A 24,528-nucleotide genomic window follows, 5' to 3' on the forward strand; every position below is an offset into this window, starting at 1 on the left:
GAAAACCCCCTTTTCTTGAGGAGAAAAGGGGGTTTTCCCCTCCCCCGCGCCCCCTCCCCTTTCCTCCAAAAGACCTTTTTTCTTTGGGGGGATGGGGAGTGCGAGAGCTGCGGGGGGCGCCCGGGAAGAGCGGTGGCTGCTTCGGGGCAGGGGGCAGGTGTGGGGCCTGGGGCGCCGGAAGGGGCGGTGGCTGCTTCAGGGCCGGGACGCCCGGCTGCCTTTGAGGCTGCGGCCCTGGTGGGGCCGGGCCGTCGGCTGGGCGGCGCGGGGCGATGCCGGGGCTGTGGTCCCGGCAGAGGCGGGGCGGCGCCCCGGTCAGCGCAGGCGGATGTCCAAGTCCTGCTGCGGGTCCAGGCCGGTGTGCACGGTGATGTGCACCTGGCCCAGGATGCGCTGGAGCAGGGGGCGCTTCTCCTCGGGCTGTTCGACCAGGGGCACCTCGGCGGAGGCGTTGCACATGGCGCGCAGCTCCTCCAGGGCGTCGTCGTAGCCGCCCAGGCGGTCCACCAGCCCGGCTTCCAGGGCCTGGTTGCCGGTCAGGGCGCGGCCATCGGCCACGGGGCGCAGCGCATCGACCTCCATGCCCCGGGCGCTGGCCACGTCGGCCAGGAACTGCTCGTGGATGTCGGTCAAAAGGGTCGAGAGGTAGGCGCGGTCGTCGCTGGTCATGGCCCGGAAGGGCGAGCCGGCGTCCTTGAGCTTGCCGCTGGTCAGCGCCTGGCGCTTGATGCCGAGCTTGTCGAACAGCCCCTCGAGGTTGGACAGCTCCATGATCACGCCGATGGAGCCGGTGAGGGTCGAGGGGTTGGCCACAATGACGTGGGCCGGGGCGGACACGTAGTAGCCGCCCGAGGCGGCCACCGAGGCCATGGACACCACCACGGGCTTGGCCTCGGCCAGCCTGCGCAGGGCGGCGTGGATCTCCTGCGAGGGCGCCACGGCCCCGCCGGGGCAGTTCACGCGCACCAGCACGCCAAGCACGGAGTCGTCGTCGCGCAGGGCGTTGATCCACTCGGTGGCGGGTTCGGAACTGTCGATGATGCCCTGGATGCGCACCACGCCCAGCTTGTCGCCCGCGCTGTCCAGGCTGCCCTTGCCGCCGCCCTGGCCCGCGACGTAACGAAAGGCGGCCACGCCCCCCGCGAGGAGGGCCATGGCCGCCATGATGAGCATAAGGCCGAAGAGCAGTGGATGCCGCTGGCTGAAACTACTCTTCGTCGTCACTGTTTTGGGCGCCCAGGTTGGCGCGCAGCAGATCGCCAAGGTTGGTTCCCGCGGCTTCGCCGGAAGAGGCGGCCGGGCGGAACTCCTTGGAGGAGGGCTTGCGGTCCTCTTCGGTCTTCATCTGCTTGATGGACAGGCCGAGCCGGCGCTCGTCGGCGCTGACGTGGATGACCTTGGCCTGGATCTCGGCGCCTTCCTTGAACATCTCCGAGGGGCTCTTGATCTTCTTGCGCGAGATCTCGGAGACGTGGACCAGGCCCTCGATGCCTTCCTCGACCTCGACGAACAGGCCGAAGTCGGTGATGTTGGTCACCACGCCGTTGACCACCGTGCCCACGGGGTAGCGGGCAGGCACCTGCAGCCACGGGTCCTCCGAGAGCTGCTTGATGCCCAGGGTGAACTTCTCGGCGTCCTTGTCCACGGTGAGCACCTTGGCCTGGACGGTGTCCCCGGTCTTGAAGACCTCGTTGGGGTGGCGGATCTTCTTGGTCCAGGAGATGTCGGACACGTGGATCAGGCCGTCGATGCCGTCCTCAATGCCGATGAACATGCCGAACTCGGTGATGTTCTTGATGGTGCCCTCAAGGATGGTGCCCTCGGGGTACTTCTCGGCAACCAGATCCCACGGGTTGGGATTGACCTGCTTCATGCCCAGGGAGATGCGCTTCTTGTCCGGGTCCACGCCGAGGATGATGACCTCGACCTCTTCGCCGGTGGAAACCATCTGCGAGGGGTGGCGCAGCTTGCGGGTCCAGGACATCTCGGAGATGTGCACCAAACCCTCGACGCCCTCTTCCAGCTCCACGAAGGCGCCGTAGTCCACCAGATTGGTGATCTTGCCGCTGAACTTGCTGCCTTCGGGGTATTTCTTTTCGATGTCCTGCCACGGGTCGGGAACGAGCTGCTTGAGGCCCAGGGAGACCTTCTGGCTGTCCTTGTCGAAGTTCAGGACTTTGAGATTGAGTTCGTCGCCCAGCTGCACCATTTCCTTGGGATGCTTGATGCGCTTCCAGGACATGTCGGTGATGTGCAGCAGGCCGTCCAGCCCGCCCAGGTCCACGAACACACCGTACTCGGTGATGTTCTTGACCTTGCCGGTGACGGTCTGGCTCTCTTCCAGGGTGGAGAGCAGCTCCGAGCGCTTCTTGGCGCGGTCCTCTTCGAGGAGCACGCGGCGCGAGACGATGACGTTGGAGCGGCGGCGGTTGATCTTCAGGATGCGGAATTCGTATTCCTGGTCCACCAGCGCGTCCATGTCGGGCACGGGGCGCAGATCAACGTGCGAGCCGGGCAGGAACGCCTCGACGCCGCCCAGGTCCACCGTGTAGCCGCCCTTGATGCGGCGCACGATGCGACCCTTGATGACGTCGTCGCCTTCCTGGATCTTCTCGATGTCGTCGAACAGCTTCATCCGCTTGGCGCGTTCGCGCGAGAGCACGATGGTGCCGTCGGCCTCGTTCTTGCGAACGACGTACACATCCACGCGCTCGCCGACGCCCACGGTGATGGTGCCTTCGGCGTCGCGGAACTCGTCCACAGGGATCTGCCCTTCGGACTTGAAGTTCACATCCACAAGAACATGGGTGTCGCCAATGCGGACGACTTCACCCTGGACGATGCTGCCCTCACCCAGTTCGCCGCAATCGGCGATGGGCAGGTAGTCTTCGAGAGCCTTCTCGAAACAGATGTCGTCCATGGACATAGGGGTTTCCTCAACAGTTTCAACCATACTCCATAAACCTCCACAACGATAGTCCGCCCCACCTACCAGACCGGGGCCGGGTATGCAAGCCCTGATTTTCGGCGCAAGCGGGAATTCACGCGGCTTCACGGCACCACGGGGACGCCAATTCCCCAGCGTTTCGCAGGGAATGCGCGGGCCTTTGGGGGCGGCGCGGCCCCGGGCGCCCGGGGCGGCAGGGAATGCACTTCACCCCGGCGCCGAAAGCGCACGGCCCCGGCCGCCAGGGACGGCAGCCGCGCGCCCTCAGGCCAGGGCCACCAGATCGTAGGTCTGGGCCTCGTGGATGCGCGCGCGCACCAGCGCCCCCGGGGCCACGCCCTCGCCGCTGATGTAGGTCACCCCGTCGGCCTCCGGCGCCTGGAACCAGCAACGGCCCACGTGCAGCCCGGGCCATTCCTCGTGGGCGCGGTCCACCAGCACCAGCTGTTCGGTGTCCTCGTACCCCGCCAGGATGTCGGCGCTGATGCGCGCCTGCTGGGCCATGAGCGCCTCGCGGCGTTCGGCGATGACCGCGTCCGGCACCTTGCCGGGCAGGCCGTGGGCCCGGGTGCCCTCCTCGTCGCAATAGCCGAACACGCCCAGGTGGTGGAAGCGGGCCTGGGCCGCGAAGTCCATGAGCGCCCGGAAATGGGCCTCGGTCTCCCCGGGGTAGCCGACGATGAGGCTGGTGCGCAGGGCGGCGTCGGGGAAGCGCTCGCGCACGCGCTCCACCACCAGCCGCGGGTCGCGCGCGAAGGGGCGGCCCATGCTTTTCAGGATCTCCGGGTGGGCGTGCTGCAGGGGGATGTCGAAATAGGGCACCAGCGGCGGCCCGGCCAGGCGCATGAAGTCCAGCAGTTCGGGGGTCAGCCCGCCGGGGTAGAGGTACATGGGCCGCAGCCGGGCAAGCCCCGGCAGGGGCAACAGGGCTTCGAGCACGGCGGCCAGCCCCCGGGGGTCGCCCAGGTCGCGGCCCCAGGCCGTGAGGTCCTGGGCCACGAGCACCAGCTCGCGCACGCCTGCGCCCAGCAGGGCCGCGGCCTCGTCGCGGATGGCCTCCAGCGGGCGGCTGGCCAGGGGGCCGCGGATGCCCGGGATGGTGCAGAAGGAGCAGCGGTGGTCGCAGCCCTCGGCCACCTTGACGTAGGCGTAGGCCGGGCCGGTGGAGAGCACGCGGCCCGGGGGCTCGGGCGCGGGCAACTCGCGGCCCAGGGCGGCGGTCATGAGCGCGGGCCAGCGGTGCAGCTCGCGCGTGGGCAGCCACAGGTCCACCTCGGGGATCTCGCGGGCCAGCTCGGCGCCGTAGCGGGCCACCAGGCAGCCGACCACGGCCAGCAGCGGCCTGGGCTCGGCGCCTTCGATGGCCTGGGCCAGGTCGAGGATGGTGTCCACCGACTCCTCCACCGCCGGGGCGATGAAGCCGCAGGTGTTGACCAGCACCACGTCGGCCCCGGCGGGGTCGTCGCAGGGGACAAGCCCCGGGCCGAGGCAGGCCAGCAGGCCCTCGGTGTCCACGCGGTTCTTGGGGCAGCCCAGGCTGACGGAATGGACCTTGATGCGCTGCATGAAACGTCCTTATCATGAAAAAGTGGCCGGGGCGACCCGGCGGGCAGCCAGGGCGTATATCACTTGAATGCGCGGCGCAAGGGGAGTATCCCATGGAAAAGCCCCGCAGGCGCGGGGCGGGGGGAGCCATGGCCGAAGGTCCGCCCCCGGGCGGCGTCCTGCCTGGCCCGGTCGATATGAGCACCTTCCTGGCCGCCGTGGTGGACGGCCTGGAGGAGGACATCCTGCTTTTGGACCGCGACGGGCGCGTGGTGGACGTGAACCGCACCATGTACGCCCGCCTGGGCCGGGCCAAGGCCGAGGTGGTCGGGCGGCATTGCAGCGAGCTGGAGGGCGGCGACTTCTGCCGCAGGCCGCGCGGGCGTTGCCCCTACCAGGAGACCCTGGTCACCGGGCGCAAGGCCGAGGCCGTGCATTCCCAGGTCGGGCCCGACGGGCGCGTGCAGTTCGTGCGCGTCTATACCTATCCGCTCAACGACGAGGCCGGGCGCACCACCCACGTGGTGGAGATGCGCCGCGACATCACCGCGCGCACCTTCACCGAGCAGCGCCTGCAACAGGCCCAGAAAATGGCCGCCATCGGCGAGCTGTCCACCTACATCGCCCACGAGATCAGGAACCCGCTGTTCGCCATCGGCGGGTTCGCCCAGGCGCTGCTGCGCCGCACCGACCTGGCCGACGAGGTCCGCCAGAAGGTGGCCATCATCATGGAGGAATCGCGGCGGCTGGACGCCATCCTGCGCAGCATCCTCAACTACGCCCGGCCCTCGGACACCCGCGCCGAGGCCGTGGACGTGAACCTCGTGGTCGGCGAGACGGTGCAGCTCATGACCATCGGCTGCGAGCCCGAGGGCATCCGGCTGGTCACGGACCTGGCGCCCGACCTGGCCCGGGCCAAGGGCGTGGCCGAGCTGCTCAAGCAGTGCCTGGTCAACATGCTCAAGAACTCCATGGAGGCCATGGCCGGGCGCGGCGGCACCATCACCGTGCGCACGGCCATGAGCGGGGCCATGGTCCTGGTGCAGGTGCGCGACCAGGGCACGGGCATCCCCGACGCCATCAAGGACAAGATCTTCAACCCCTTCTTCAGCACCAAGGACACCGGCTCCGGCCTGGGCCTGGCCATGATCCGCAAGATCGTGGAGGAGGCCGGGGGCAGCGTGGAGCTGGAAAGCAAGCTCGGCCACGGCACGGTGGTCACCCTGCTGCTGCCCCCGGCCCTGGCCGTGGACAGCGGCCCCCTGGACGAGACCGTCCGCCCCGCGTAGAAGTCCCCCTGCGGCGGCCCTGTGCCGCCGCCCCCCGTTTCACCCCAAGGCGCAAGGAGGCCCCGTGGGCACTGTGGTTCTGGCAACGAGGAACAAGGGCAAGATCGCCGAGCTGGGCGCCATGCTGGCGCAGTACGGGCTGGACGTGGTCGGGCTGGACGCCTTCCCCGAGGTGGGCGAGGTGGAGGAGGACGGCGCAACCTTCGAGGAGAACGCGCGCAAGAAGGCCCGCGCCGTGGCCGAGGCCACGGGGCTGGTGGCCGTGGCCGACGACTCCGGGCTGGAGGTGGACGCCCTGGGCGGCGCGCCGGGGGTCTACTCCGCGCGCTACGCGGGCCCCGGCGCCGACGACGCGGCCAACAACGCCAAACTCCTGGCCGCCCTGGCGGATGTGCCTGCGGCTGGCCGGGCCTGCCGCTTCCGTTGCGTGATGCTGGCGCGCACGCCCGGCGGCCACGAGCTGGCGGCCCACGGCGCCTGGGAGGGCCGCGTGGCCACGGCCCCGGCGGGCGAGGGCGGCTTCGGCTACGACCCGCTGTTCATCGACGCCGCCACCGGGCGCCACGCCGCGCAGCTGACCCGCGAGGAGAAGAACGCCGTGAGCCACCGGGGCCGCGCCCTGCGCGCCCTGCTGGCGGGCTGGCCGGATTTCCTGGCCGGGGCGGGCCTTGAGTAGCCCCGGCTCTTGCGCTATTGCAGGGCTTTCCCGGACCTGACACCCACCCGAACCCGAGAGGTCGGCACCATGTGTGGAATCATCGGCTACGCGGGCCACAGGCCTGCCGTGCCCCTGCTCATAGAAGGCCTGCGCCGCCTGGAATACCGCGGCTACGACTCCGCGGGCGTGGCCTACGTCGAGGCCGGCGCCCTGCGCCTGCTGCGCGCCGAGGGCAAGCTGGGCGAGCTGGAAAAGAAGATCAACGGCCGCGACGTGACCATGGCCACCTCGGGCATCGGGCACACCCGCTGGGCGACCCACGGCGTGCCTGTGGAGCGCAACGCCCACCCGCACAAGGACAATTCGGGCCGCCTGGCGCTGATCCACAACGGCATCATCGAGAACTACCAGGAGCGCAAGAACGAGCTTCTGGCCCAGGGCTACACCTTTTCCTCGGAGACGGACACCGAGGTGCTGGTGAACCTCATCGCCGAGGGCCTGAAGGAGACCGGGAGCATCCTGCGGGCCATGTCCTGGGCCTTTGCCCGGGTGGAGGGCGCCTACGCCGTGGCGCTGGTCAGCCCCGACGAGCCCGGGGTGGTCTACGCCGCGCGCAAGTCCAGCCCGCTGGTCTTCGGCCAGGGCCTGGGCGAGAACTTCGTGGCCTCGGACATCCCGGCCTTTCTGCCCTACACCCGCGAGGTGGCCTTCCTGGAGGACGGCGAGCTGGTGCGCATGGACGCCAACTCCTGGCAGGTGTTCGACGCGGCGACCCTGGAGCCCGTGGACAAGCCCCTGCACCACATCACCTGGGACGTGCAGTCGGCCCAGAAGGGCGGCTACAAGCACTTCATGCTCAAGGAGATTTTCGAGCAGCCCCGCGTGGTGGCCGACTGCCTGGCCGGGCGGGTGGACCTGCGCGCCGGGCGGGTGCGCCTGCCCGAGCTGGACGGCCTGGAGCCGCCCCGGCGGCTGACCATCGTGGCCTGCGGCACCTCGTACCATGCGGGCCTGTGGGGCGCGAGTCTCATCGAGTCCTGGGCGCGCATCCCCGTGCGCGTGGAGATCGCCTCGGAGTTCCGCTACCGCGACCTGCTGTTGGACGGCGACGACGTGGTCCTGGCCGTGAGCCAGTCGGGCGAGACCGCCGACACCCTGGCGGGCATGCGCCGGGCGCGCGAGCTGGGCGCGCGGGTGCTCGGGCTGTGCAACGTGGTGGGCTCCACGGTCTCGCGCGAGGCCGAGCGCGTGGTCTACACCCAGGCCGGGCCGGAGATCAGCGTGGCCTCCACCAAGGCCATGTGCAGCCAGCTCACGGTGCTCTACCTGCTGGCGCTGCACTGGGGCGCGGCCAAGGGCACGCTGCCCGCCGAGGTCGCCGCCCGGGCCCTGACGGGCGTGCACGGGCTGCCGCAGGTCATCGAGGCCGAGCTGCCGCGCATGCGCGAGCGGGCCTGCGAGCTGGCGCGCAAGTACGCCAGCGTGCGCAGCTTCATGTACCTGGGGCGCGGCCAGAGCTTCCCCCTGGCCCTGGAGGGCGCCCTGAAACTCAAGGAAATCTCCTACATCCACGCCGAGGGCTACGCCTCGGGCGAGATGAAGCACGGGCCCATCGCCCTCATCGAGCCGGACTTCCCGACCTTCGCCCTGGCCCTGCGCGACCCGCTGTTCCCCAAGGTGAAGTCCAACCTGGAGGAGGTCCAGGCGCGCGACGGGCGCATCGTGGCCCTGACCCACCCGGGCCTGGACCTGACTGTGGACGACCCCTGGATCATCCCCGAGGTCTGGGGCCCGCTCAACGCCTTCCTGGCCCTGCCCTGCCTGCAACTGTTCGCCTACGAAATGGCCGACTACCTGGGCAAGGACGTGGACCAGCCCCGCAATCTGGCCAAGAGCGTGACCGTGGAATAGGGCGCGGGCGGGAACGGGCGCAGGTGTCGGCCCGAAGCAGACCACAAACCACACAAAGGCCCCCGGCAGCAGTGCTGCCGGGGGCCTTTGTGCGTGGGGTGGGGCGGGCTGTGGCAGCCGCAACGCAATGGGATTGTATATTGCTTTTGGGATTAGTATTTGTTAGCCGAAAGGTGGTGGACTTTCTGCCGGGAAGGTTCCGATCCGAGAGTGGCCTGCGAAAGGGCGAGGCGCGTGGTGGGTTGCCACCCGTGTCCCATTCCATCTGAACGTGGAAGCGGTGATACTCTTGCGGTTCGTCTTCCTGGCTGTGTTGTTCGCGCATTTCCTCCTCCCGCCCTGTTCCTGGGCGGTGTCGCTCACGTTCGACGATGTTCTGGCCAGGGCTGTCGAACATTCCCCAGATCTTGCGATTGCGAAGTACGACGTTGCCGCGAAACGCGAGGCGGTCAACGAGCGGGCGTATGATTACGTTCCGACGGTCGAGCTGCGGTCCTACGCCGAGCAGTACAAGGATCTGACTCAGGGCGCGGCTGCGGTGAATTCCGTGGGTGACGTCGTCTATTCGAGCAACTCCCAGGCCCAGGTGAGTCATTACGTCACGGCGCAACTCACGTTGTGGGATTTCGGCGTGCGCGGAAAGCGGGGGATTTAAGTAAGCTGTCCCCGGAATTTGGGAATTTGAATTTGATGGGTTACACTGTTGATGGAAGGCAAATATGTATTTTAATAAAATTGATCTTGAAATAAGTGTGCGCTGGTTATTAAAAAGATTTGTTATCTTCACGATTTTCACATTGTGCGCAATGGCATTTATGAATCAATGTAAAAATATTCTCTATAAAACAGATTCCATTTACACATAATATGGCGTCATATATTACAATAAATATAATCATTCCACAGGGGCAAAGTGGCAAAATAAATAATCGCTTTGTGTTATCTTTTAGGGATTGGCTTTATTTTGTGGGTGAAACAGGTTCGACTGATAATTTTAATTGTCCTGGGTGGCTGAAAATTTATTTTTATGAGTATATCAAAACGGGCCGCTTGAGTTCTAATGTTGGAACTAGTGCATCGAATAATATGCAATCTAGTGATCACTGTAAGAATGATATTTTTATTACTGCACAATAGTGTTTTGCCTCTATGCGCGGAAAAAAAGAAATACCAAAAGAATTATATGAAATATATATGAAAAATATGACGTTTTATGCATTTAAAATGTATTCGTTCATTCAGGGGAAGCCTTCAAGATGCCGAGATGAGCTTTTGAATTTTGTGGGTAATGCAATTGTTGAGGACTCGGTCAGAAAAGGAAAAAAAACTATGAATAGTATGGCCTGTATTTCTATATTGAAAGGTTTTATGCTGAGTATTCAAGTAGAGACAGGAACGTGTAACAAAATAGATGAGCATATGGCTATTGAAGAATATGAATCAGTATTATTAGGTTTACGTGACATGGCTGATGATGTGGTAGATGGGGATATTAAAAATATTATTAAAGTTATGGCTGAATATAAACTGAAACCGAGATGGGGGTGAAGAATATGTGTACAGAGATAGTATTCACCTGACACTGCCGCCCCTGGCGTGAATTCCGGGGACAGCTTACTTAAATAACAGGCATTGCGCCTTGGGGATGTAGGCGATCGATGGCAAGGATGGCACGAGTAGTTGCGGTTGGGCGGCCGCATCATGTGACGCAGCGGGGAAACCGGCGGCTTCCGACTTTTTTCCGGGAAAACGACTACCGGCTGTATCTGGACCTGATGGCGGAGTGGTGCTGCAAGTTTGGGCTTGAGATTTGGGAGTATTGTTTGATGACGAATCATGTGCACCTCGTCGCCGTTCCCGAGCGGGAGGAATCGCTCGCCCGGGCCGTGGGCGAAGTGCATCGCAGGTACACGAGCCTTGTCAATAAGCGCAAAGGCTGGACGGGGCATCTGTGGCAGGGGTGGTTCGGTTCTTTTGTGATGGATGAAAGTCACCTCCTTGCCGCAGCCCGGTATATCGAGCGCAATCCCGTGAGCGCCGGGATGGTCACGGCTCCGGGCGGATACGAATGGAGCAGCGCCGCGTTCATCTGGCGGCTCGGGATGATGCCTTGGTCAAGGTGGCTCCTCTGCTGTCCATGATGCCGGACGGGGAAAGCTTTCTCACGGAGCCGGACGAAAAAGGCTTTGCGGAGGCACTGGGCAGCCATTCACGCACAGGCCGCCAGGACTTTATTGAAAAACTCGAACAGACACTAGGCCGCAGGCTGCGACCAGGAAAACCTGGACCAAAGAAGAAGAGGCGGAAGAGGGGTGAATCAAGTAAGCTGTCCCCGGAATTCCTGGGAATTCTTAAATTCTTAGGATCGACCCGGACATGTGTACCGGCTCCAGGGCCTGCATCGAGGCCTGCCCGTACGGCGTCATCCAGTTCGACGCGGTGCGCCGCAAGGCCCACAAATGCGACCTGTGCCATGACCGCGTGGTGGCCGGGGAGCTGCCGGTCTGCGCCGAGGTCTGTATGACCGACGCCATCACCTTCGGGGAAAAGGAGATGCTGCTCCAGAAGGCCCGCGACCTGGGCCGGGAGATCGACAGGAAGAAGAGCGCCATGTCGATCATCTACCTGAAGCCCCTGCCCAAGAACACCCTCGCCCGCGCATCTTCCAGAGCGGCTCCCGGGTCGTCCGGCGGCCCGGCGGCTAGGGCAGCGGGGGCAGGCCGGAGACGGCGGTGTAGCCCATGAGCCCGGCCAGTTCGCCCCAGATGACGGCGGCGCCGAGGATGTCGCCGTTCATGCCGCCCATGCGCCGGGCCAGGGCCGAGAGCTCGACCACGCCGAGGAAGGCCACGGCCAGGGCCGGGGCCAGGGCGATCTCGGGGCGCACGGCCAGGCCCAGGCCGAAGACCTGGAGCACCACCAGCAGCAGGGCCCAGGAGCTGGCGCCCGCCAGGAAGGTCCGGCCCAGGCCCTGGCCGCGCGCCAGGTCGCGGCCCATGTAGGCCGTGGCCACGCAGGTGCCCCGGCCCAGCACGAAGGCCCAGGCCACGGCCCCGAAGGCCCCGGCGGCCAGGGCGTTGTGCAGCAGCAGCAGCTGGCCCGCGAGGCCCATGACCAGCGCCACGCCGCCGAAGGCGCCCAGGCGGCTGTCCTTCATCACGGTCCAGAAGCGCTCGTCGCGCGCGCCGCTGCCCCAGGCGTCGAACACGTCGGCCCAGCCGTCCCAGTGCAGGGCGCGGGTGGCCCACAGCGCGAGCACCAGCAGCAGCCAGGCCTGGAGCCAGGGGTGCCCGCGCAACAAGCCGAAATAGAACGGCGCCGTGACCAGGGCGCCGATGACCGCCCCGGCCAGGGGGAAGTATTTGACCGAGGCGGCCAGGGTGGCGTCGTCGTGGATGCGCGCCGGGCCCAGGCGCGAGAGGAAGGACAGGGCGGCGACCAGGGGCGTGACGATCTTCACGGATGGGCTCCGGGCAGGGTCAGGGTCAGGGGGGCGGCGCAGTGCGCGCCCAGGGCCCGCGAGGCCGGGGCCTGGTTGCAGGCCAGCTCCAGGTAGCCCTGGCTGCCCGCCAGCAGCCCGAGCTCGCCGGGGGCCAGCTCGGCGTAGGCGCGCACGGTGCGCGCGGGCAGGGCCGGGCCGCCCGCGGCCTGGGCGGTGAGGGCCGCTGCGGCCCGCAGCCCCGGGCCCCAGGCGGGCGCGTCGAGGTTCAGCACGCAGTTGCCGAAGCGGTCCACGTGGATCACGGCGGCCAGGATGCGCACGCCCTCCGGGGTGGCCTCGCGGGCCGGGGCGGCCCAGCGCGGGCGGACCAGGGCCGTGACGTCCAGGGCCGGGCCCAGGGCCTGCGGGGCCTCGCCCCGGGCCAGGCGCGCGGCCAGGGGCGCCAGCACGTCGCGGCCGTGGAAGGTCCAGGAGGCGGCGCCCCGAGCGTGCTCCGAGAGGTCGAAGGCCCGGGCGCCCGGGTGGCGCGCCAGCACCAGGGCGGCCAGGCCGTTGTCCGGCGCAAGGACGGTGCGCCCGGCGGCGGCCAGGGCCACAAGGCGTCGCGGCCCGCCCACCCCGGGATCGACCACCGCCAGGAACACGGTGCCCGCCGGGAAGTGCTCCAGGCTGGCGGCCAGGAAAAAGGCGCCCTGGGCGACGTTGAAGGGCTCCACGCCGTGGCTCAGGTCGATGACGGACGCGCCGGGGGCCAGGGCGGCCAGGGTGCCGCGCAGCTGGCCCGCGTAGGGGTCGGCGGTGCCAAAGTCCGTAAGCAGGGCGACGGGGCCGGGCATCAGTAGACCTTGCGCCGCGAGAAGCGGTGCCCCAGCACGTTCAGGGCCGAGCCGATGATGGTGAAGGCCTCGGGGTCCACGGCGTAGACGGCCTCTTCCAGGCGCTTGACCTGGATGTTGTTCACCGCCGTGAGCAGCACCTTCTTGCGCTTGCCGGTGAAGGCGCCGCGCCCGTGCAGGATGGTGGCGCCGCGCTTCAGGTGGTGCATCACCGCGTCGGCCACCTCGTCGCTCTTGTCGGAGATGATGATGGCGAACTTGCGCTGGTTGAACATGCCCAGGAAGTATTCCATGGCCTGAGCCGAGACGAAGACCATGGCCACGGAGTACAGGGCGCGGTCCACGTCGAGGAAGAGCATGGCCCCCAAGAAGAGCAGGCCGTTGAAGACGAAGGTCACCGAGCCCATGCGCAGGCTGAAGCGCTGGTTCAGGGCCACGGCGATGATGTCCAGCCCGCCCAGGGAGCCCAGGGTGCGCAGGGCGATGCCCGTGCCCGCGCCGGACACCGCACCCGAGGCCAGGGCCGCCAGCATGGGGTCGGACACCGGCGCCGCGGTGGTGAACAGCTCCATGAACACGACCATGGCCGCCATGCCGTAGAGGCTGTAGCAGAAGAAGCGGTGGCTTACGGCAAACCAGCCCAGGGCGAACACCGGCACGGACAAGATGGCCATCCAGACGCCGGGGCTCAGGACGCCGGTGACGTAGTAGACCAGCAGCGCCAGCCCCGAAACCCCGCCGGACACGAACTCGTGGGGCAGGGCCAGGGCGGTGATGCTATAGGCGCACAGCGCCGCGCCCAGGGTGATGAACGCCGCGTTCCACCAGATGGATTGCGAGAAGTCGCGCATGGGGGGGCCTCCTGGGGCCATTGTAGCGAAACCGGGCCTCGCGGCAACCCCGCGCGGCGGGCCGGGGCTAGAGCGCGGCGTCTGGCAGCAGGTTGTCGCGGTGCACGGCCTCGGGGTAGGGGCACGAGCCCAGCAGCTCGGCGATGGCCGCGCTCTTGTGGCCCATGATGCGCCGCAGGTCGGCGGCCTTGTAGTTGGTCAGCCCCACGGCCACGGCCTTGCCGCCCTCGGTGACGATGCGCACCAACGCCCCGGCGCCGAAGGTGCCCTCCACCTCGCGGATGCCTGCGGGCAGAAGGCTCTTGCCCTGCTCGGCCAGGGCCCGCGCGGCCCCGGCGTCCACGATGATGCTTCCGGCGGGCTTGTTGTTGTAGGCCAGCCAGAACTTGCGGTGCGAGATGCGCTTGCCCGCCGGGCGGACCCAGGTGCCCAGGGCTTCGCCGTCGAAGGCGCGCTGCAACCCGAAGAACTCGCGGCCCGAGAGGATCAGCGTGGGCACGCCCAGCTGGGCCACGCGCCGGGCCGCCAGCAGCTTGGAATACATGCCCCCGGTGCCGTCGGCGGTCTTGCCGCTGCACATGGCGTCCAGGTCCAGGCCGCAGATGTCCTCGATGCAGTCGAGCTGGCGCGCGGCGGGGTTGGCGGCGGGGTTGGCGTCGAACACGCCCCCGGCGGAGGTCAGGTTCACGAACAGGTCGGCGTCGATGAGGTTGACCACCAGGCTGCCCAGGGCGTCGTTGTCGCCGAACTCCAGCTCCTGCACGGCCACGGTGTCGTTTTCGTTGACGATGGGCACCACGCGCCAGTCCAGCAGGGTGCGGAAGGTGTTCAGGGCGTTGAGGAAGCGCTTGCGGCTGCGCAGGTCGTCCAGGGTCAGCAGGATCTGGGCCGTGACGCAGCCGTAGCGCCCGAAGGCCTCGTCGTAGGCGTGCATGAGCCGCCCCTGGCCCACGGCGGAGGCTGCCTGGCGCGCGGGCAGGCCGGAGAGCTCGCCCTGCACGGCGCGGCGCCCGGCGGCCACGGCCCCCGAGGACACCAGCACCAGCTCCAGGCCCCGGTCGTGCAGCCCGGCCATCTGGTCGGCCAAGCGGTTGACCACGCGCAGGTCCAGGCCCTGGGGCGTGGTCAGCACGGCGCTGCCGACCTTGACCACCACCCGGCGGGCGGCGCGTATCGCGTGCTCGCGTTCCTGCTTCCAGTCCATGGCCCGGCTCCGTCGGACGCCGCGCGGGGCGCGGGTGGGTGAAAACTACGCGCCCGGCTCCTGCCCGGCGCGGAACAGCCGCCACATTTCGGCCACCAGACGGTCCACGCCCTGCCCGGTGAGCGCCGAGATGAAGAACACCTCGCGGCCCTGGGCCCTGGCCAGGCGGGCCAGTTCGTCGAGCCGTTCGGGGCTTAGTACATCAATCTTGTTGACGACTTCAAGCTGCCTTTTGACGCCGAGCTCCGGGCTGTAGCGGGTCAGCTCGTCGTTGAGCAGGGCGAACCCGGCAAAGGGGTTCTCCTCGTCCAGCTCCTGGGCGCTGAGCAGGTGCACCAGGAAGTGGGTGCGCTCCACATGGCGCAGGAAGCGGTGCCCCAGGCCCTGGCCCAGGTGGGCGCCCTCGATGAGCCCGGGGATGTCGGCGACCACGAAATGCTCGCCCATGTCCGAGAGCAGCACCCCGAGGTTGGGCACCAGGGTGGTGAAGGGGTAGGCGGCGATCTTGGGCCGCGCGGCGCAGATGCGCGACAGGAAGGTGGACTTGCCCGCGTTGGGCAGGCCCAAAAGGCCCGCGTGGGCGATGACCTTGAGCTCCAGGCGCAGGGTCATTTCCTGGCCGTCCTCGCCGGGCTGGGCGAAACGCGGGGTGCGCATGGTGGAGGTCTTGAAGTGCTCGTTGCCCATGCCGCCGCGCCCGCCCTGGCACAGCACCATCTCGCGGCCCGGCTCGGTGAGGTCGGCCACCAGGGTCTCGCCGTCCTCGTCCAGGCGGTAGAGCAGGGTGCCCACGGGCACGTCGATGACCAGGTCCTCGGCGTTCTTGCCGTGGCGCTGGCGGCCCATGCCGGGCTGGCCGTTGCGGGCCTCGTACACGCGCTTGAGGCGGAAGTCGTACAGGGTCAGCAGCTTGTCCGAGGCGCGAAAGACCACGTCGCCGCCCTTGCCGCCGTTGCCGCCGTCGGGCCCGCCCTTGGGCACGTGGGCCTCGCGGCGGAAGGACACGCATCCTTGCCCGCCGTGCCCCGAGCGCACGGTGATGGTGGCTTCGTCCACGAAACGCATTGCGACTCCAAAGAAAAAGGGGCGGACAGCGCTCGCCGCGCGATCCGCCCCGCTGGATTTTTCGTGCCTGCGCCTACGCGGGAACCACGCTCACGCGGGTGCGGACCTGCTTCTTGCGGGTGAACTTCTCGAACTTCACGGTGCCGTCCACCAGGGCGAAGAGCGTGTAGTCCTTGCCCAGGCCGACGTTGACGCCGGGGTGGAACTTGGTGCCCAGCTGGCGCACGAGGATGTTGCCAGCCAGCACTTCCTGGCCGCCGAAGCGCTTGACGCCACGGCGTTGTCCGGCGCTGTCGCGCCCGTTCCTGGAGCTTCCGCCTGCTTTTTTGTGAGCCATATCTGCCTCCCCCGGCGCCTAGGCCGTGATGGATTTGATCTTGATGGCGGTGTAATCCTGCCGGTGGCCCTGCTTCTTCATGCTGTCCTTGCGGCGGCGCTTGTGGAAGACCACGATCTTCTTGTCGCGGCCATGCTCCACCACCTCGCAGGCGACCTTGGCCGAGGCCACGTAGGGCTGGCCAACGGTCACGCCGGCACCCTGGCCGACCAGCAGAACCTTATCCATGACCACCTCAGAGCCGGCCTCGGCCTGAAGTTTCTGAACCTTGATGGTGCGGCCTTCCTCGACCCGGAACTGTTTGCCGCCCGTCTCGATGATCGCGTACATGAAAAATACCTCCAAAGAAAGAGAAAGGGCTTGTACTTGACTTCGCGGGGGGAAGTCAAGCCTTTCGACGCGAAAAGGTCGATCCGGCCCCGGGCGGGGTTCAGCGGCCCGCCGGAGTGCGCGCCAGAACGAGCACCACGACCCCGGCGGCCCCCGCACGCAGCAGCGCCCCCGCGCATTCCTCCAGGGTGCCCCCGGTGGTCATCACGTCGTCCACCAGCAGCACCCGGCGCCCGGCCAGGGCCCCGGGGTCGGCGGCGAAGGCCCCGCGCACGTTGTCGCGCCGCCGGGCCGCGGCGAGGGTCATCTGCGGCACGGTATGGCGCACGCGCTCCAGCGCGGCCAGGGGCACGGGCCGCCCCAGCAGCCGCCCGACCCCGCGCGCCAGCTCCAGGCTCTGGTTGAAGCCCCGGTGCAGCAGGCGGCGGCGGTGCAGCGGCACGGGCACGACCACGTCGGGCGGGGCCAGGGCGCCCGGGCCGCCCCCCGCCCCCGGCGCGCCCCCGCGCAGCCAGGCCTCGCGGGCCAGGCCGCACAGCAGGCGCTGCGCGCCCAGGCGGCCATGGAATTTGTAGTCCAGCACCAGGCGGCGCAGCAGCCCCTGGTAGGGCCCATGGAAGAGCAGCCGCTCCCAGGGCCGGGGCTCCAGGCGGCAGGCGGCGCACAGGTGCCCGGCCCCGCCCGTGGCGCCCGGAAACATCGTCCCGCAGCCCGGGCAGGCCGGGCCGGACCAGGGGGCCAGCTCCCGGGCGCAGTCCGCGCACAGGGGCGGCAGTTCGCCGCGCCCGCGCCCCCGGGCCACGGCGCCGCAGCCGTGGCAGCGCCGCCCCAGCAGGTCGCCCAGGGCAGCCAGGGTCTCGGCCAGACGCACCACGGGCCTCAGCCCCGGCCGCCCAGAACGGCCCGGCGCCCCAGGGCCTCCAGGGCCGCGCAGGCCCCGGCGTCGGCGGCCAGGTCGCCCGGGGCATCCACCCCGCGCAGGGTCAGCGGGTCGCGCAGCTCCAGGCGGAAGCTGGCCAGGAAATACTTGAGGGTCAGCAGCGCGCCCTCGAAGAGCCGCTCGCCCACGGGCCGCCCGGCCACCAGGCAGCAGTACGCGGGGCGCGGGGCCAGGGCCGCGACCTCGGGCGCCCCGGCCCGGGCGCGCTCGTACCAGGTCTGGGAGCGGTCCACCAGGGCCTTGGCCTGGGCGGGCAGGTGGTAGAAATAGATGGGCGCGGCCAGGAACACGGCGGGCGCGGCGGCCAGGGCCGCCAGCAGCCGCCCGGCGTCGTCGCCCGCGTCCTGCGGGCAGGGGCCGCCCCCGGCGCAGGCGTGGCACGCGGTGCAGGGCCGCACGGAAAAGTCGCGCAGCGGCGTCACGGGCACCGGGGCGCCCAGGGCCAGGGCCGCCCCCCGGGCGAACAGCGCCGCCGCCGCGTCGCTGTTGCCCCCGGCGCGCGGCGACAGGGCCAGCACCAGCGGCGCGCCGCCGTGGCCGTCAGTCATGGCCCGCCTCCTGCCTGCCCCCACGTGCCTCACGGGTGAAGACCACGCGCAGCCCCCCGCCCCCGGCCTCGTCCACGTCCATGGACCACGAAGGGTTCATGGCCCGCTGGTCCTCCAGGGCGGGCAGGGCCGGGGCGTCCACCAGCGCCTCCACGCGGGGCGCGCGGGACAGGCGGAGATACCACCCCACCTCCATGCCCACGCCTCAGCACCTGCCGCGCAGGTCCAGCCGCACCGGCTCGTCCATGCTCACCTCCGGGCGCGCCTAGAACGCGCCATTGAAGAACGGGTTGTGGGCCATCTCGTCGCCCACGGTGGTCGCCGGGCCGTGGCCGCTGTGGACCACCGTGGCCGGGGGCAGGGTGAACAGCCGCTCACGCACCGCCGTCAGCAACACGTCCGTGTCGCCGCCGGGAAAGTCCGTGCGCCCGATGGAGCGGCGAAAGAGCACATCGCCCACGAAAACCAGCCCCTGGTCCGGGAAGTGGAAGGACAGGCTGCCCGGGCTGTGCCCGGGGGTGGCCAGCACCGTGCAGGGCAGGCCCATGAACTGCGCCGGGCCCGGGGCCAGCGGGGCGAATTCGAAGGACTCCACCAGCGGCAGGCCCATGAACCCGCCGCCGCCAAGCTCCGTGTCCAGCAGGAAGGCGTCGCCCTGCCCGGCCAGCACCGGCGCGCCCGTGGCCCGGGCCAGGGCCGCGCAGCCGTAGATGTGGTCGCAGTGCAGGTGGGTGATCAGGATGGCTTCCAGGGTCAGCCGCCCGGCGCCCAGGGCGGCCAGCACCGGCCCAGGGTCGCCCCCGGGGTCCACGAACACGGCGCGTTCCCCGCTGGAGGCCAGAAAACCGTTGGTGCCCAGCGGCCCCAGGGTGAAGGTCTGGATATGCATCGGCTAGAATTCCTCCACAAGCAGGTCTGCCAGGGGCCTGCGCGAGGACGAGCCCTTCTGGTCGGGGTGCCCCAGGGCCAGCAGGGCCATGAAGGCGTAGGTGCCCGCGTCCAGGCCCAGCACCTGGAGCACCTCGGGCGCCTGGTTGACGATCTCGCCCAGCCAGACCCCGCCCAGGCCCAGGGCGTGGGCCGCCAGAAGCATGTTCTGGATGGCTGCCCCGGCGGTCTGGTGGTCCTTGAGTTCGCTGTACATGGCCTCGCGGTCCAGGAACACGGCCACCAGGGCCCCGGCCCCGCGCACGATATGCGCGTACTTGGTGCAGCCCTCCAGGGCCTGGCGGCGCGGGTCGTCCGGCCAGATGACCAGGAAGCGCCAGGGCTGGTTGTTCAGCCCGCTGGGCGCCCAGCGCCCGGCGTCGAGGATGGTGCGCATGTCCTGGGTGGACACGGGCTCGGCGGTGAAGCGGCGGATGGAGCGGCGCCCGAGGATGGCCGCCAGCACCGGGTTGTCGTGGTCGCGCATGGGGGGTGCTCCTGTGTGGCGTGTGCGGCCCAGATTACCGGAATCGGGCTCCATGTCCAGCCGCCAGGGCGCCCGGACCACCCCGCGCCGAAAGGGGTTGCGCCCGTGTTGCCCGCTTGTTAATATTCAATAAAGATATTGCAACTCATCCTCCTTCTCCACCCGCGAGGTTCCCCGTCATGGACAGCATTGGTGAGATTGTCGCCCTGCGCGGCACGGCAACGGCCCAGGGGCAGGACGGCGTGCGCGATCTGGCCGTGGGCAGCCCCGTCTTCCCCGGCGACGTGCTCTCCACCGGCGAGGGCAGCAGCTTCGAGGTCCGCTTCGCCGACGACACCGTGCTGGCCCAGGGTCCCGCTGCCAGCCTGACGCTGGACGAATACGTCTTCGACCCGGCCCAGCCCTCGGCCTCGTCCATGCTCATGAGCCTGTCCAAGGGCACCTTCCGCATGGTCACCGGCACCATCGCCAAGGACAACCCCGACGGCATCGGCATCTCCTCGCCCCTGGCCACCATCGGCATCCGCGGCACCGGCGCGGACTTCCAGGTTGGCGAGGACGGCTCCGAACGCTACGGCATCTTCCAGTACGACGGCCTGGACCTGGTGATCACCACCGCCCAGGGCACCGTGTTTTTGACCAACCAGGGCTTGGTGGTGGACGTGGGCCCCGACGGCACCCTGGGCGAGCCCCGCCCCTACACCGCCGAGGAGCTTCAGCTCTTCCAGACCCTGGCGCCCCTGTCGGTCATCCTCGGTCTGGGCCAGGACGACGGCGACGGCCAGGGCGGCGACGACGACGACGGCGACGGCCAGGGCGACGGCCAGCAGGACGGCGACGGCCAGGACCAGGGCGGGGAGGAGCCGGGCCCGGACGACCCCTTCGACCCCGATGCGGGCGATCCCTTCGGCCAGGGGCCACCCTCGGGCCAGGACACCCTGATCGGCGCCACGCTCGTCTTTTCCACCCCGACCCTGCCCGGCTCCGGGCCCCGGGGCCAGGGCAGCGGCGACGACACCCGCAACAACCAGACCGGCAACCAGGGCGCCGCTCCCGATGGCGGCGAAGGAGACGATTCCGGCCACCACGGCGGCACCATCGGCACCGAGGGCGACGACTTCCTCGAGTACACGGGCACAGGGAGCGTGACCATCTACGGCCTGGGCGGCAACGACACCATCTACGGCGGCCCCGGCGACGACTTCCTCTACGGCGGCCCGGGCAACGACTCCCTCTACGGCCTGCAGGGCGACGACTTCCTCAACGGCGGCACCGGGGACAATTTCATCGATGGCGGCATGGGCAACGATACCGTATCCTTCGAGGACAGCCCCACCTCCATCTCCAGCTACGACCTGAACGGAACCTTCGGCAACACCACCGTCACCAACATCGAGAACCTCTACGGTAGCGCCTTCAACGACAGCCTCAACGGCGACGCCTTCGCCAACCTCCTGCGGGGCAAGGCTGGCAACGATGTCATCTCTGGCAACGGTGGCAACGACACCATCTACGGCGACGAGGGCAGCGACACCCTCTACGGCGACAACGGCGACGACGTGCTCTACGGCGGCGACGGCAACGACTACCTTGTGGGCGGCGACGGCGATGACCTCATCACCGGCGGCCCCGGGGCGGACACGATCTACGGCGGCCCCGGCAACGACACCATCTCCTACGCCGAGAGCGACGCGGGCGTAACCGTGACCCTGCCCAACGGCGCCGGGACAGCGACCCTCATCGGCGGCCACGCCCAGGACGACAGCATCTCCGGCATCGAGAACGTCATCGGCTCCGACCACATGGACATCCTCACCGGCAACGCGGGGGGCAACATCCTCTCGGGCGGGGGAGGCATGGACTCCCTGATGGGCATGGGCGGCAACGACACCCTCATCGGCGGCGACGGCCCCGACGTGCTCATCGGCGGGTCGGGCCTGGACAGCCTCGTGGGCGGCGACGGCAGCGATACCTTCTACTGGGGCGACCCCGACCACGGCGGCAGCGGCGAGATCGTCGCGGACTTCGTGGCCGGGGCGGACAGCCTCTGGTTCGACAAGGTCGCCTTCGGCTTCGGGGCCGTGTCGGCCCCCCTGGCCTCGGACAAGTTCGCCGTCATCGTCGGCTCGACCTACACCGGCGACGGCGCGGCCCTGAGCACCGGCGACCCCATCTTCGTCGCCGTGCAGACCGCCTCGGGCGGCGGCACCTACAGCTACGACCTCTACTACGACAGCAACGGAGCGACCACGGGCGGCGAAACCCTCATTGGCTCCATCACCAGCACGGGCGAGATGACCCACGCCGACATCGTCATCTCCGACGGGCCCCCGGTCTTCTGACCCCCGGCCCGCCAGGGCGCCCGGGCCCCGCACGCCACCTCGGCGCGCGGGGCCCCGCCGCGCCGGGGCCCGCCCGGGCCCCTTGTCCCGGCCCCCGCTCATGGAGTATACGCTGCCCATGAAAGCCCACCCCAGCCTGCTCCCGGACGACGGCCCGGGCCTGGACCGGCGCGACCTCATTACCTACGAGCACCTGCTGCGTGACGAGATCGCCGCCTTCCTGCCCCACAAGTCCTACAGCCTGTATTTCCCCAAGACCCTGGACGACATGGCCGACGGCCCCATGGCCGAGGTGGCCGCCGGGCGCGCCGCCGTGGTGCCCGGCGAGCGCCGCGTGCTGCTGCCCCTGGTCCTGCGCGGGCGGCTTCTGGGCGTCTTCGTGGCCCGCGAGGCCCGCGTGCGCGCGCCCAAGGCCACTCTGCCGCATCTGGCGACCATGGCGCGCATGAGCCTGGAAAAAATCCTGCTCTACAAGAACGCCGTCACCGACCCGGACACCGGCCTGGCCACCCGCGAACTGCTGCTGCGGGCCATGGCCCGGGCCATCGGCCAGGTGGGCGACTGCCTGCACCCCGGGTCGGACCGGAGCCTGGGCAACGGCACCCCGGGCTTCGCCGCCTGCTTCGGGCTGGTGGCCGTGCGCCTGCACGGCCTGGAGCACTGCCAGGAGGCCTACGGCCCGGCCCTGGCCGCCAAGGCCCTGGCCGAGGCCGCCCGGACCCTGGCCGCCCTGGCCCCCGAGCAGGCCCTGGCCGCCCGCGCGGGCGACGACACCCTGGCCCTGTGCCTGCCCGGGGCCACCCCGTCGGCCTGCCGCGACCTGGCCGACATCCTGGCCCGGGCCATGGCCGAACTCCAGGTTACTGACCCCGTGCTCGACCAGCGCGTCCACCCCGGCGTCAGCGTCGGCCACGCCGCCTACCCGCAGGACATGAACGGCAACGCCCTGCGTCTGGCTGCCCAGGAGCAGGCCGCCACCCTGCTGCGCAAGGCCCTGCGCGCCGCCGCCGTGGCCGCGCGCACCGCCCCGGAGCGCGCCGTGGGCTACCCCCAGATTCTCGACGAGGGCGGGCAGGTCCAGGCCGTGTTGCCCCTGGGCCGCCTGACCGTGGACCTGGGCTCCGCCGTGGGCGCCCGCGAGGGCCAGCGCTTCCTGGTCTGGCCCGGCGAGGCCAGCCCCGGCGCCCACGCCGCCCCCAAGGGCGAAATCGCCCTGCTCGAAGTGCGCCGCAGCCACTGCGTGGCCGAAATCATGACCCAGGCCGACCCCGGGCAGCCCCTGGCCCCCGGCGACCGCCTGACGCGCATCCACGAAGCCGCCCCCCAGGCCCCCGGCGCCCCGGGGCAGCACCGCGACGCCCTCACTGGGCTGCTGCGCTACCGCGATTTCCTCGAACACTGGGCCGGGGCCCGCGACGCCCAGCGCACCTTCACCCTGGCCCTGATGCGCCTGCCCGACGACGCCGACCCCAGGCACACCGAAACCGCCCTGAACGACCTGGCTCGCGCCTGCGCCGCCACCTTCGGCCCCGGCGCCACCGGCGGGCGCCACAGCCTGGGCGGGCTGGTCTGGCTGCTGCCCGGCACCCCCGCCCGCCAGGCCGCCCGCCTGTGCGACACGCTCCTGGCCCGGCTGGGCCGCTCCGGCACCCCCGCGCCCGCCATCGGCCTGGCCCAGTACCCCTGGCTGTCCTTCTCGCGCGCCGATACCCTGGACAACGCCGCCAAGGCCCTGGAATACGCCCTGCTGCTGCCCGCCCCGCACCTGGGCCGCTGCGATTCCCTGGCCCTGACCATCCACGCCGACAAGCTCTTCGCCCAGGGCCGCCTCTTCGACGCCATCGAGGAATACAAGCTCGCCCTGCTGGCGGACCGCGCCAACACCACCGCGCGCAACTCCCTGGGCGTGGCCCTGGCCCGCACCGGCGACCTCGCCGGAGCCAAACGCCAGTTCAAGACCGTGCTGGCCCGCAACCCCAAGGACATCTTCGCCCTGTACAACTACGGCTACGCCTGCCAGCGCACCGGCAAGGCCGCCCAGGCCCGCGAGGCCTACCGCGCCTGCCTCGCCGTGGACAAGGCCCACACCTTCGCCCTGGTGCGCCTGGGCGAGCTGGCCCAGGCCGCCCGCCGCTTCGCCGACGCCCGCCGCTACTTCCTGCGCGCCCAGGGCACCCCGGGCGGCCACGGCCTGACCCACCGTTACCTCGCCCGGCTGGCCCTGGCCCAGAACGACGCCGAACAGGCCCGCGAACACCTGCACCAGGCCCTGATCCACGACCCCATGGACGCCCTGGCCCTGCACCTCATGGCCCGCCTCTACCTCGACGGCGGCGAAGACCCCGAGGTCGCCGAAGCCCTGGCCCGCCAAAGCGCCGCCCTGGCGCCCGGCCAGCCCCGCTTCTGGGCCGAACTCGCCCGCGCCCTCACCGCCCAGGGCAAGCACCAGGAAGCCGCCACCACCCTGGCCCGCGCCGAGCAGCAGCAGGCGTAGGCCGCCGGGGCGCCGCGCCGGGGCGCTGCCCCGGACCCCGGCAGGGGGGCGCCGCCCCCCTGCACCCCCTGCGAGGGGGCAAGGCCCCCTCGACCCCACACGCCGCCCCGGGAGTGCGCGGCGAAGCGCCGCGCACTCCCGGGGCGGGGGCAGGGGCGCAGGAAAGGGAGCGCACCCGGCAGACGCAAACAACCGGGCCGGATTCCCACACGGGAATCCGGCCCGGTTGTTTGCGGGGCTGGGGGTGGTGTGCCTCTTTCCGCAGACGCCGCAGCGCCCGGCCCGGTTGTTCTTAGGGCAGCTGCAATATCTCTTTGCCCCCCCGAGAGCGCCTTTCCGGTGGGTGGGAGGGGATGGGGTCCGGGGAAGGGGAGG

24 protein-coding genes are annotated in these 24,528 nt (G+C 69.4%); 9 read left to right on the forward strand and 15 right to left on the reverse strand.

The annotated features are described in order from the left end of the window. Positions 1-315: 315 nt before the first annotated feature. The 3 genes from sppA to rimO all read right to left on the reverse strand — a co-directional run bounded on the left by sppA (position 316) and on the right by rimO (position 4,513). The gene (gene sppA, locus G495_RS0113070) at positions 316-1,224 is read right to left on the reverse strand and encodes a signal peptide peptidase SppA (protein ID WP_028588175.1); all 909 of its coding nucleotides are present in this window, start codon (positions 1,222-1,224) and stop codon (positions 316-318) included. Continuing rightward, positions 1,208-2,953 (reverse strand): 30S ribosomal protein S1, encoded by a 1,746-nt coding sequence (locus tag G495_RS0113075; RefSeq protein ID WP_028588176.1) that lies wholly within the window; start codon positions 2,951-2,953, stop codon positions 1,208-1,210. Before G495_RS0113075 ends, sppA begins: the two co-directional genes overlap by 17 nt. 258 nt (positions 2,954-3,211) lie before the next feature. Next, positions 3,212-4,513 carry a 30S ribosomal protein S12 methylthiotransferase RimO gene (gene rimO, locus G495_RS0113080; RefSeq protein ID WP_028588177.1) on the reverse strand — a complete coding sequence of 434 codons (1,302 nt, stop codon included), beginning with the start codon at positions 4,511-4,513 and terminating at the stop codon, positions 3,212-3,214. A 176-nt stretch (positions 4,514-4,689) separates the two neighbouring features. On the opposite strand from rimO, the gene G495_RS19140 reads away from it, so the two are divergent. The 7 genes from G495_RS19140 to G495_RS21270 all read left to right on the forward strand — a co-directional run bounded on the left by G495_RS19140 (position 4,690) and on the right by G495_RS21270 (position 11,095). Continuing rightward, complete coding sequence (locus G495_RS19140; RefSeq protein ID WP_169734391.1) at positions 4,690-5,781, forward strand: two-component system sensor histidine kinase NtrB; 1,092 nt, start codon at positions 4,690-4,692, stop codon at positions 5,779-5,781. A 64-nt stretch (positions 5,782-5,845) separates the two neighbouring features. Continuing rightward, the gene (locus tag G495_RS0113090) at positions 5,846-6,457 is read left to right on the forward strand and encodes an XTP/dITP diphosphatase (protein WP_028588178.1); all 612 of its coding nucleotides are present in this window, start codon (positions 5,846-5,848) and stop codon (positions 6,455-6,457) included. A 69-nt stretch (positions 6,458-6,526) separates the two neighbouring features. Then, on the forward strand, positions 6,527-8,350 hold the full coding sequence (glmS, locus tag G495_RS0113095) for a glutamine--fructose-6-phosphate transaminase (isomerizing) (RefSeq protein WP_028588179.1): 1,824 nt from the start codon (positions 6,527-6,529) through the stop codon (positions 8,348-8,350). 271 nt (positions 8,351-8,621) lie between these two features. Continuing rightward, positions 8,622-9,005, forward strand: a complete 384-nt coding sequence (locus G495_RS0113100) for a TolC family protein (protein ID WP_169734392.1) — start codon at positions 8,622-8,624, stop codon at positions 9,003-9,005. Positions 9,006-9,499: 494 nt separating this feature from the next. Continuing rightward, complete coding sequence (locus G495_RS21820; protein WP_156939708.1) at positions 9,500-9,898, forward strand: hypothetical protein; 399 nt, start codon at positions 9,500-9,502, stop codon at positions 9,896-9,898. Positions 9,899-10,017: 119 nt separating this feature from the next. Then, positions 10,018-10,491: a transposase gene (locus tag G495_RS19145; protein WP_211234146.1), complete on the forward strand. Its 474-nt coding sequence runs from the start codon at positions 10,018-10,020 to the stop codon at positions 10,489-10,491. 235 nt (positions 10,492-10,726) lie between these two features. Further along, on the forward strand, positions 10,727-11,095 hold the full coding sequence (locus G495_RS21270) for a 4Fe-4S dicluster domain-containing protein (RefSeq protein WP_084458257.1): 369 nt from the start codon (positions 10,727-10,729) through the stop codon (positions 11,093-11,095). On the opposite strand, the gene G495_RS0113115 is transcribed toward G495_RS21270, so the two are convergent. The 12 genes from G495_RS0113115 to G495_RS0113170 all read right to left on the reverse strand — a co-directional run bounded on the left by G495_RS0113115 (position 11,052) and on the right by G495_RS0113170 (position 19,317). Continuing rightward, positions 11,052-11,810, reverse strand: coding sequence for an adenosylcobinamide-GDP ribazoletransferase (locus G495_RS0113115; protein WP_028588182.1), 759 nt, complete (start codon positions 11,808-11,810; stop codon positions 11,052-11,054). The genes G495_RS21270 and G495_RS0113115 overlap by 44 nt on opposite strands. Then, the gene (locus tag G495_RS0113120) at positions 11,807-12,628 is read right to left on the reverse strand and encodes an SAM hydrolase/SAM-dependent halogenase family protein (RefSeq protein WP_028588183.1); all 822 of its coding nucleotides are present in this window, start codon (positions 12,626-12,628) and stop codon (positions 11,807-11,809) included. Before G495_RS0113120 ends, G495_RS0113115 begins: the two co-directional genes overlap by 4 nt. Next, entirely contained in the window at positions 12,628-13,479 is an 852-nt protein-coding gene (locus G495_RS0113125; protein WP_028588184.1) for a YitT family protein, read from the reverse strand. Before G495_RS0113125 ends, G495_RS0113120 begins: the two co-directional genes overlap by 1 nt. Before the next feature lie 67 nt (positions 13,480-13,546). Continuing rightward, on the reverse strand, positions 13,547-14,683 hold the full coding sequence (gene proB, locus G495_RS0113130) for a glutamate 5-kinase (protein ID WP_028588185.1): 1,137 nt from the start codon (positions 14,681-14,683) through the stop codon (positions 13,547-13,549). Between the two features lie 45 nt (positions 14,684-14,728). Next, positions 14,729-15,748 (reverse strand): GTPase ObgE, encoded by a 1,020-nt coding sequence (obgE, locus tag G495_RS19150; protein ID WP_035252203.1) that lies wholly within the window; start codon positions 15,746-15,748, stop codon positions 14,729-14,731. Between the two features lie 73 nt (positions 15,749-15,821). Further along, positions 15,822-16,085 (reverse strand): 50S ribosomal protein L27, encoded by a 264-nt coding sequence (gene rpmA / locus G495_RS0113140; RefSeq protein WP_028588186.1) that lies wholly within the window; start codon positions 16,083-16,085, stop codon positions 15,822-15,824. 18 nt (positions 16,086-16,103) lie between these two features. Beyond that, entirely contained in the window at positions 16,104-16,415 is a 312-nt protein-coding gene (gene rplU / locus G495_RS0113145; RefSeq protein ID WP_028588187.1) for a 50S ribosomal protein L21, read from the reverse strand. A 100-nt stretch (positions 16,416-16,515) separates the two neighbouring features. Continuing rightward, a complete protein-coding gene (locus G495_RS19155; protein ID WP_245588434.1) occupies positions 16,516-17,286 on the reverse strand; it encodes a ComFC family protein in 771 nt (256 codons plus the stop codon). An 8-nt stretch (positions 17,287-17,294) separates the two neighbouring features. Next, entirely contained in the window at positions 17,295-17,903 is a 609-nt protein-coding gene (locus G495_RS0113155; protein WP_028588188.1) for an NAD(P)H-dependent oxidoreductase, read from the reverse strand. Then, positions 17,896-18,099, reverse strand: a complete 204-nt coding sequence (locus tag G495_RS0113160; protein ID WP_084458259.1) for a hypothetical protein — start codon at positions 18,097-18,099, stop codon at positions 17,896-17,898. Before G495_RS0113160 ends, G495_RS0113155 begins: the two co-directional genes overlap by 8 nt. A 69-nt stretch (positions 18,100-18,168) precedes the next feature. Next, positions 18,169-18,792, reverse strand: a complete 624-nt coding sequence (locus G495_RS0113165) for an MBL fold metallo-hydrolase (RefSeq protein ID WP_028588190.1) — start codon at positions 18,790-18,792, stop codon at positions 18,169-18,171. 3 nt (positions 18,793-18,795) lie between these two features. Continuing rightward, positions 18,796-19,317 (reverse strand): nitroreductase family protein, encoded by a 522-nt coding sequence (locus tag G495_RS0113170; RefSeq protein WP_028588191.1) that lies wholly within the window; start codon positions 19,315-19,317, stop codon positions 18,796-18,798. 179 nt (positions 19,318-19,496) lie between these two features. Between G495_RS0113170 and G495_RS20565 the strand changes: the two genes are divergently transcribed. Further along, a complete protein-coding gene (locus tag G495_RS20565) occupies positions 19,497-21,659 on the forward strand; it encodes a FecR domain-containing protein (protein ID WP_051445380.1) in 2,163 nt (720 codons plus the stop codon). 100 nt (positions 21,660-21,759) lie between these two features. Next, positions 21,760-24,153, forward strand: a complete 2,394-nt coding sequence (locus G495_RS0113180; RefSeq protein WP_156939710.1) for a diguanylate cyclase domain-containing protein — start codon at positions 21,760-21,762, stop codon at positions 24,151-24,153. The last annotated feature ends 375 nt before the right edge of the window (positions 24,154-24,528 follow it).

The sequence above is a fragment of the Desulfocurvus vexinensis DSM 17965 genome, from assembly GCF_000519125.1.
GTDB lineage: Bacteria > Desulfobacterota > Desulfovibrionia > Desulfovibrionales > Desulfovibrionaceae > Desulfocurvus > Desulfocurvus vexinensis.

Coding starts and splice junctions, on each gene's coding strand:
- G495_RS0113075 (WP_028588176.1), bottom strand. CDS start 2,953: ATGGTTGAAACTGTTGAGGAAACCCCTATGTCCATGGACGACATCTGT.
- rimO (WP_028588177.1), bottom strand. CDS start 4,513: ATGCAGCGCATCAAGGTCCATTCCGTCAGCCTGGGCTGCCCCAAGAAC.
- G495_RS19140 (WP_169734391.1), top strand. CDS start 4,690: ATGAGCACCTTCCTGGCCGCCGTGGTGGACGGCCTGGAGGAGGACATC.
- glmS (WP_028588179.1), top strand. CDS start 6,527: ATGTGTGGAATCATCGGCTACGCGGGCCACAGGCCTGCCGTGCCCCTG.
- G495_RS21820 (WP_156939708.1), top strand. CDS start 9,500: ATGCGCGGAAAAAAAGAAATACCAAAAGAATTATATGAAATATATATG.
- G495_RS19145 (WP_211234146.1), top strand. CDS start 10,018: ATGGCACGAGTAGTTGCGGTTGGGCGGCCGCATCATGTGACGCAGCGG.
- G495_RS21270 (WP_084458257.1), top strand. CDS start 10,727: ATGTGTACCGGCTCCAGGGCCTGCATCGAGGCCTGCCCGTACGGCGTC.
- G495_RS0113120 (WP_028588183.1), bottom strand. CDS start 12,628: ATGCCCGGCCCCGTCGCCCTGCTTACGGACTTTGGCACCGCCGACCCC.
- G495_RS0113125 (WP_028588184.1), bottom strand. CDS start 13,479: ATGCGCGACTTCTCGCAATCCATCTGGTGGAACGCGGCGTTCATCACC.
- proB (WP_028588185.1), bottom strand. CDS start 14,683: ATGGACTGGAAGCAGGAACGCGAGCACGCGATACGCGCCGCCCGCCGG.
- obgE (WP_035252203.1), bottom strand. CDS start 15,748: ATGCGTTTCGTGGACGAAGCCACCATCACCGTGCGCTCGGGGCACGGC.
- rpmA (WP_028588186.1), bottom strand. CDS start 16,085: ATGGCTCACAAAAAAGCAGGCGGAAGCTCCAGGAACGGGCGCGACAGC.
- rplU (WP_028588187.1), bottom strand. CDS start 16,415: ATGTACGCGATCATCGAGACGGGCGGCAAACAGTTCCGGGTCGAGGAA.
- G495_RS0113155 (WP_028588188.1), bottom strand. CDS start 17,903: ATGACTGACGGCCACGGCGGCGCGCCGCTGGTGCTGGCCCTGTCGCCG.
- G495_RS0113160 (WP_084458259.1), bottom strand. CDS start 18,099: ATGGAGGTGGGGTGGTATCTCCGCCTGTCCCGCGCGCCCCGCGTGGAG.
- G495_RS0113165 (WP_028588190.1), bottom strand. CDS start 18,792: ATGCATATCCAGACCTTCACCCTGGGGCCGCTGGGCACCAACGGTTTT.
- G495_RS0113170 (WP_028588191.1), bottom strand. CDS start 19,317: ATGCGCGACCACGACAACCCGGTGCTGGCGGCCATCCTCGGGCGCCGC.
- G495_RS20565 (WP_051445380.1), top strand. CDS start 19,497: ATGGACAGCATTGGTGAGATTGTCGCCCTGCGCGGCACGGCAACGGCC.
- G495_RS0113180 (WP_156939710.1), top strand. CDS start 21,760: ATGGAGTATACGCTGCCCATGAAAGCCCACCCCAGCCTGCTCCCGGAC.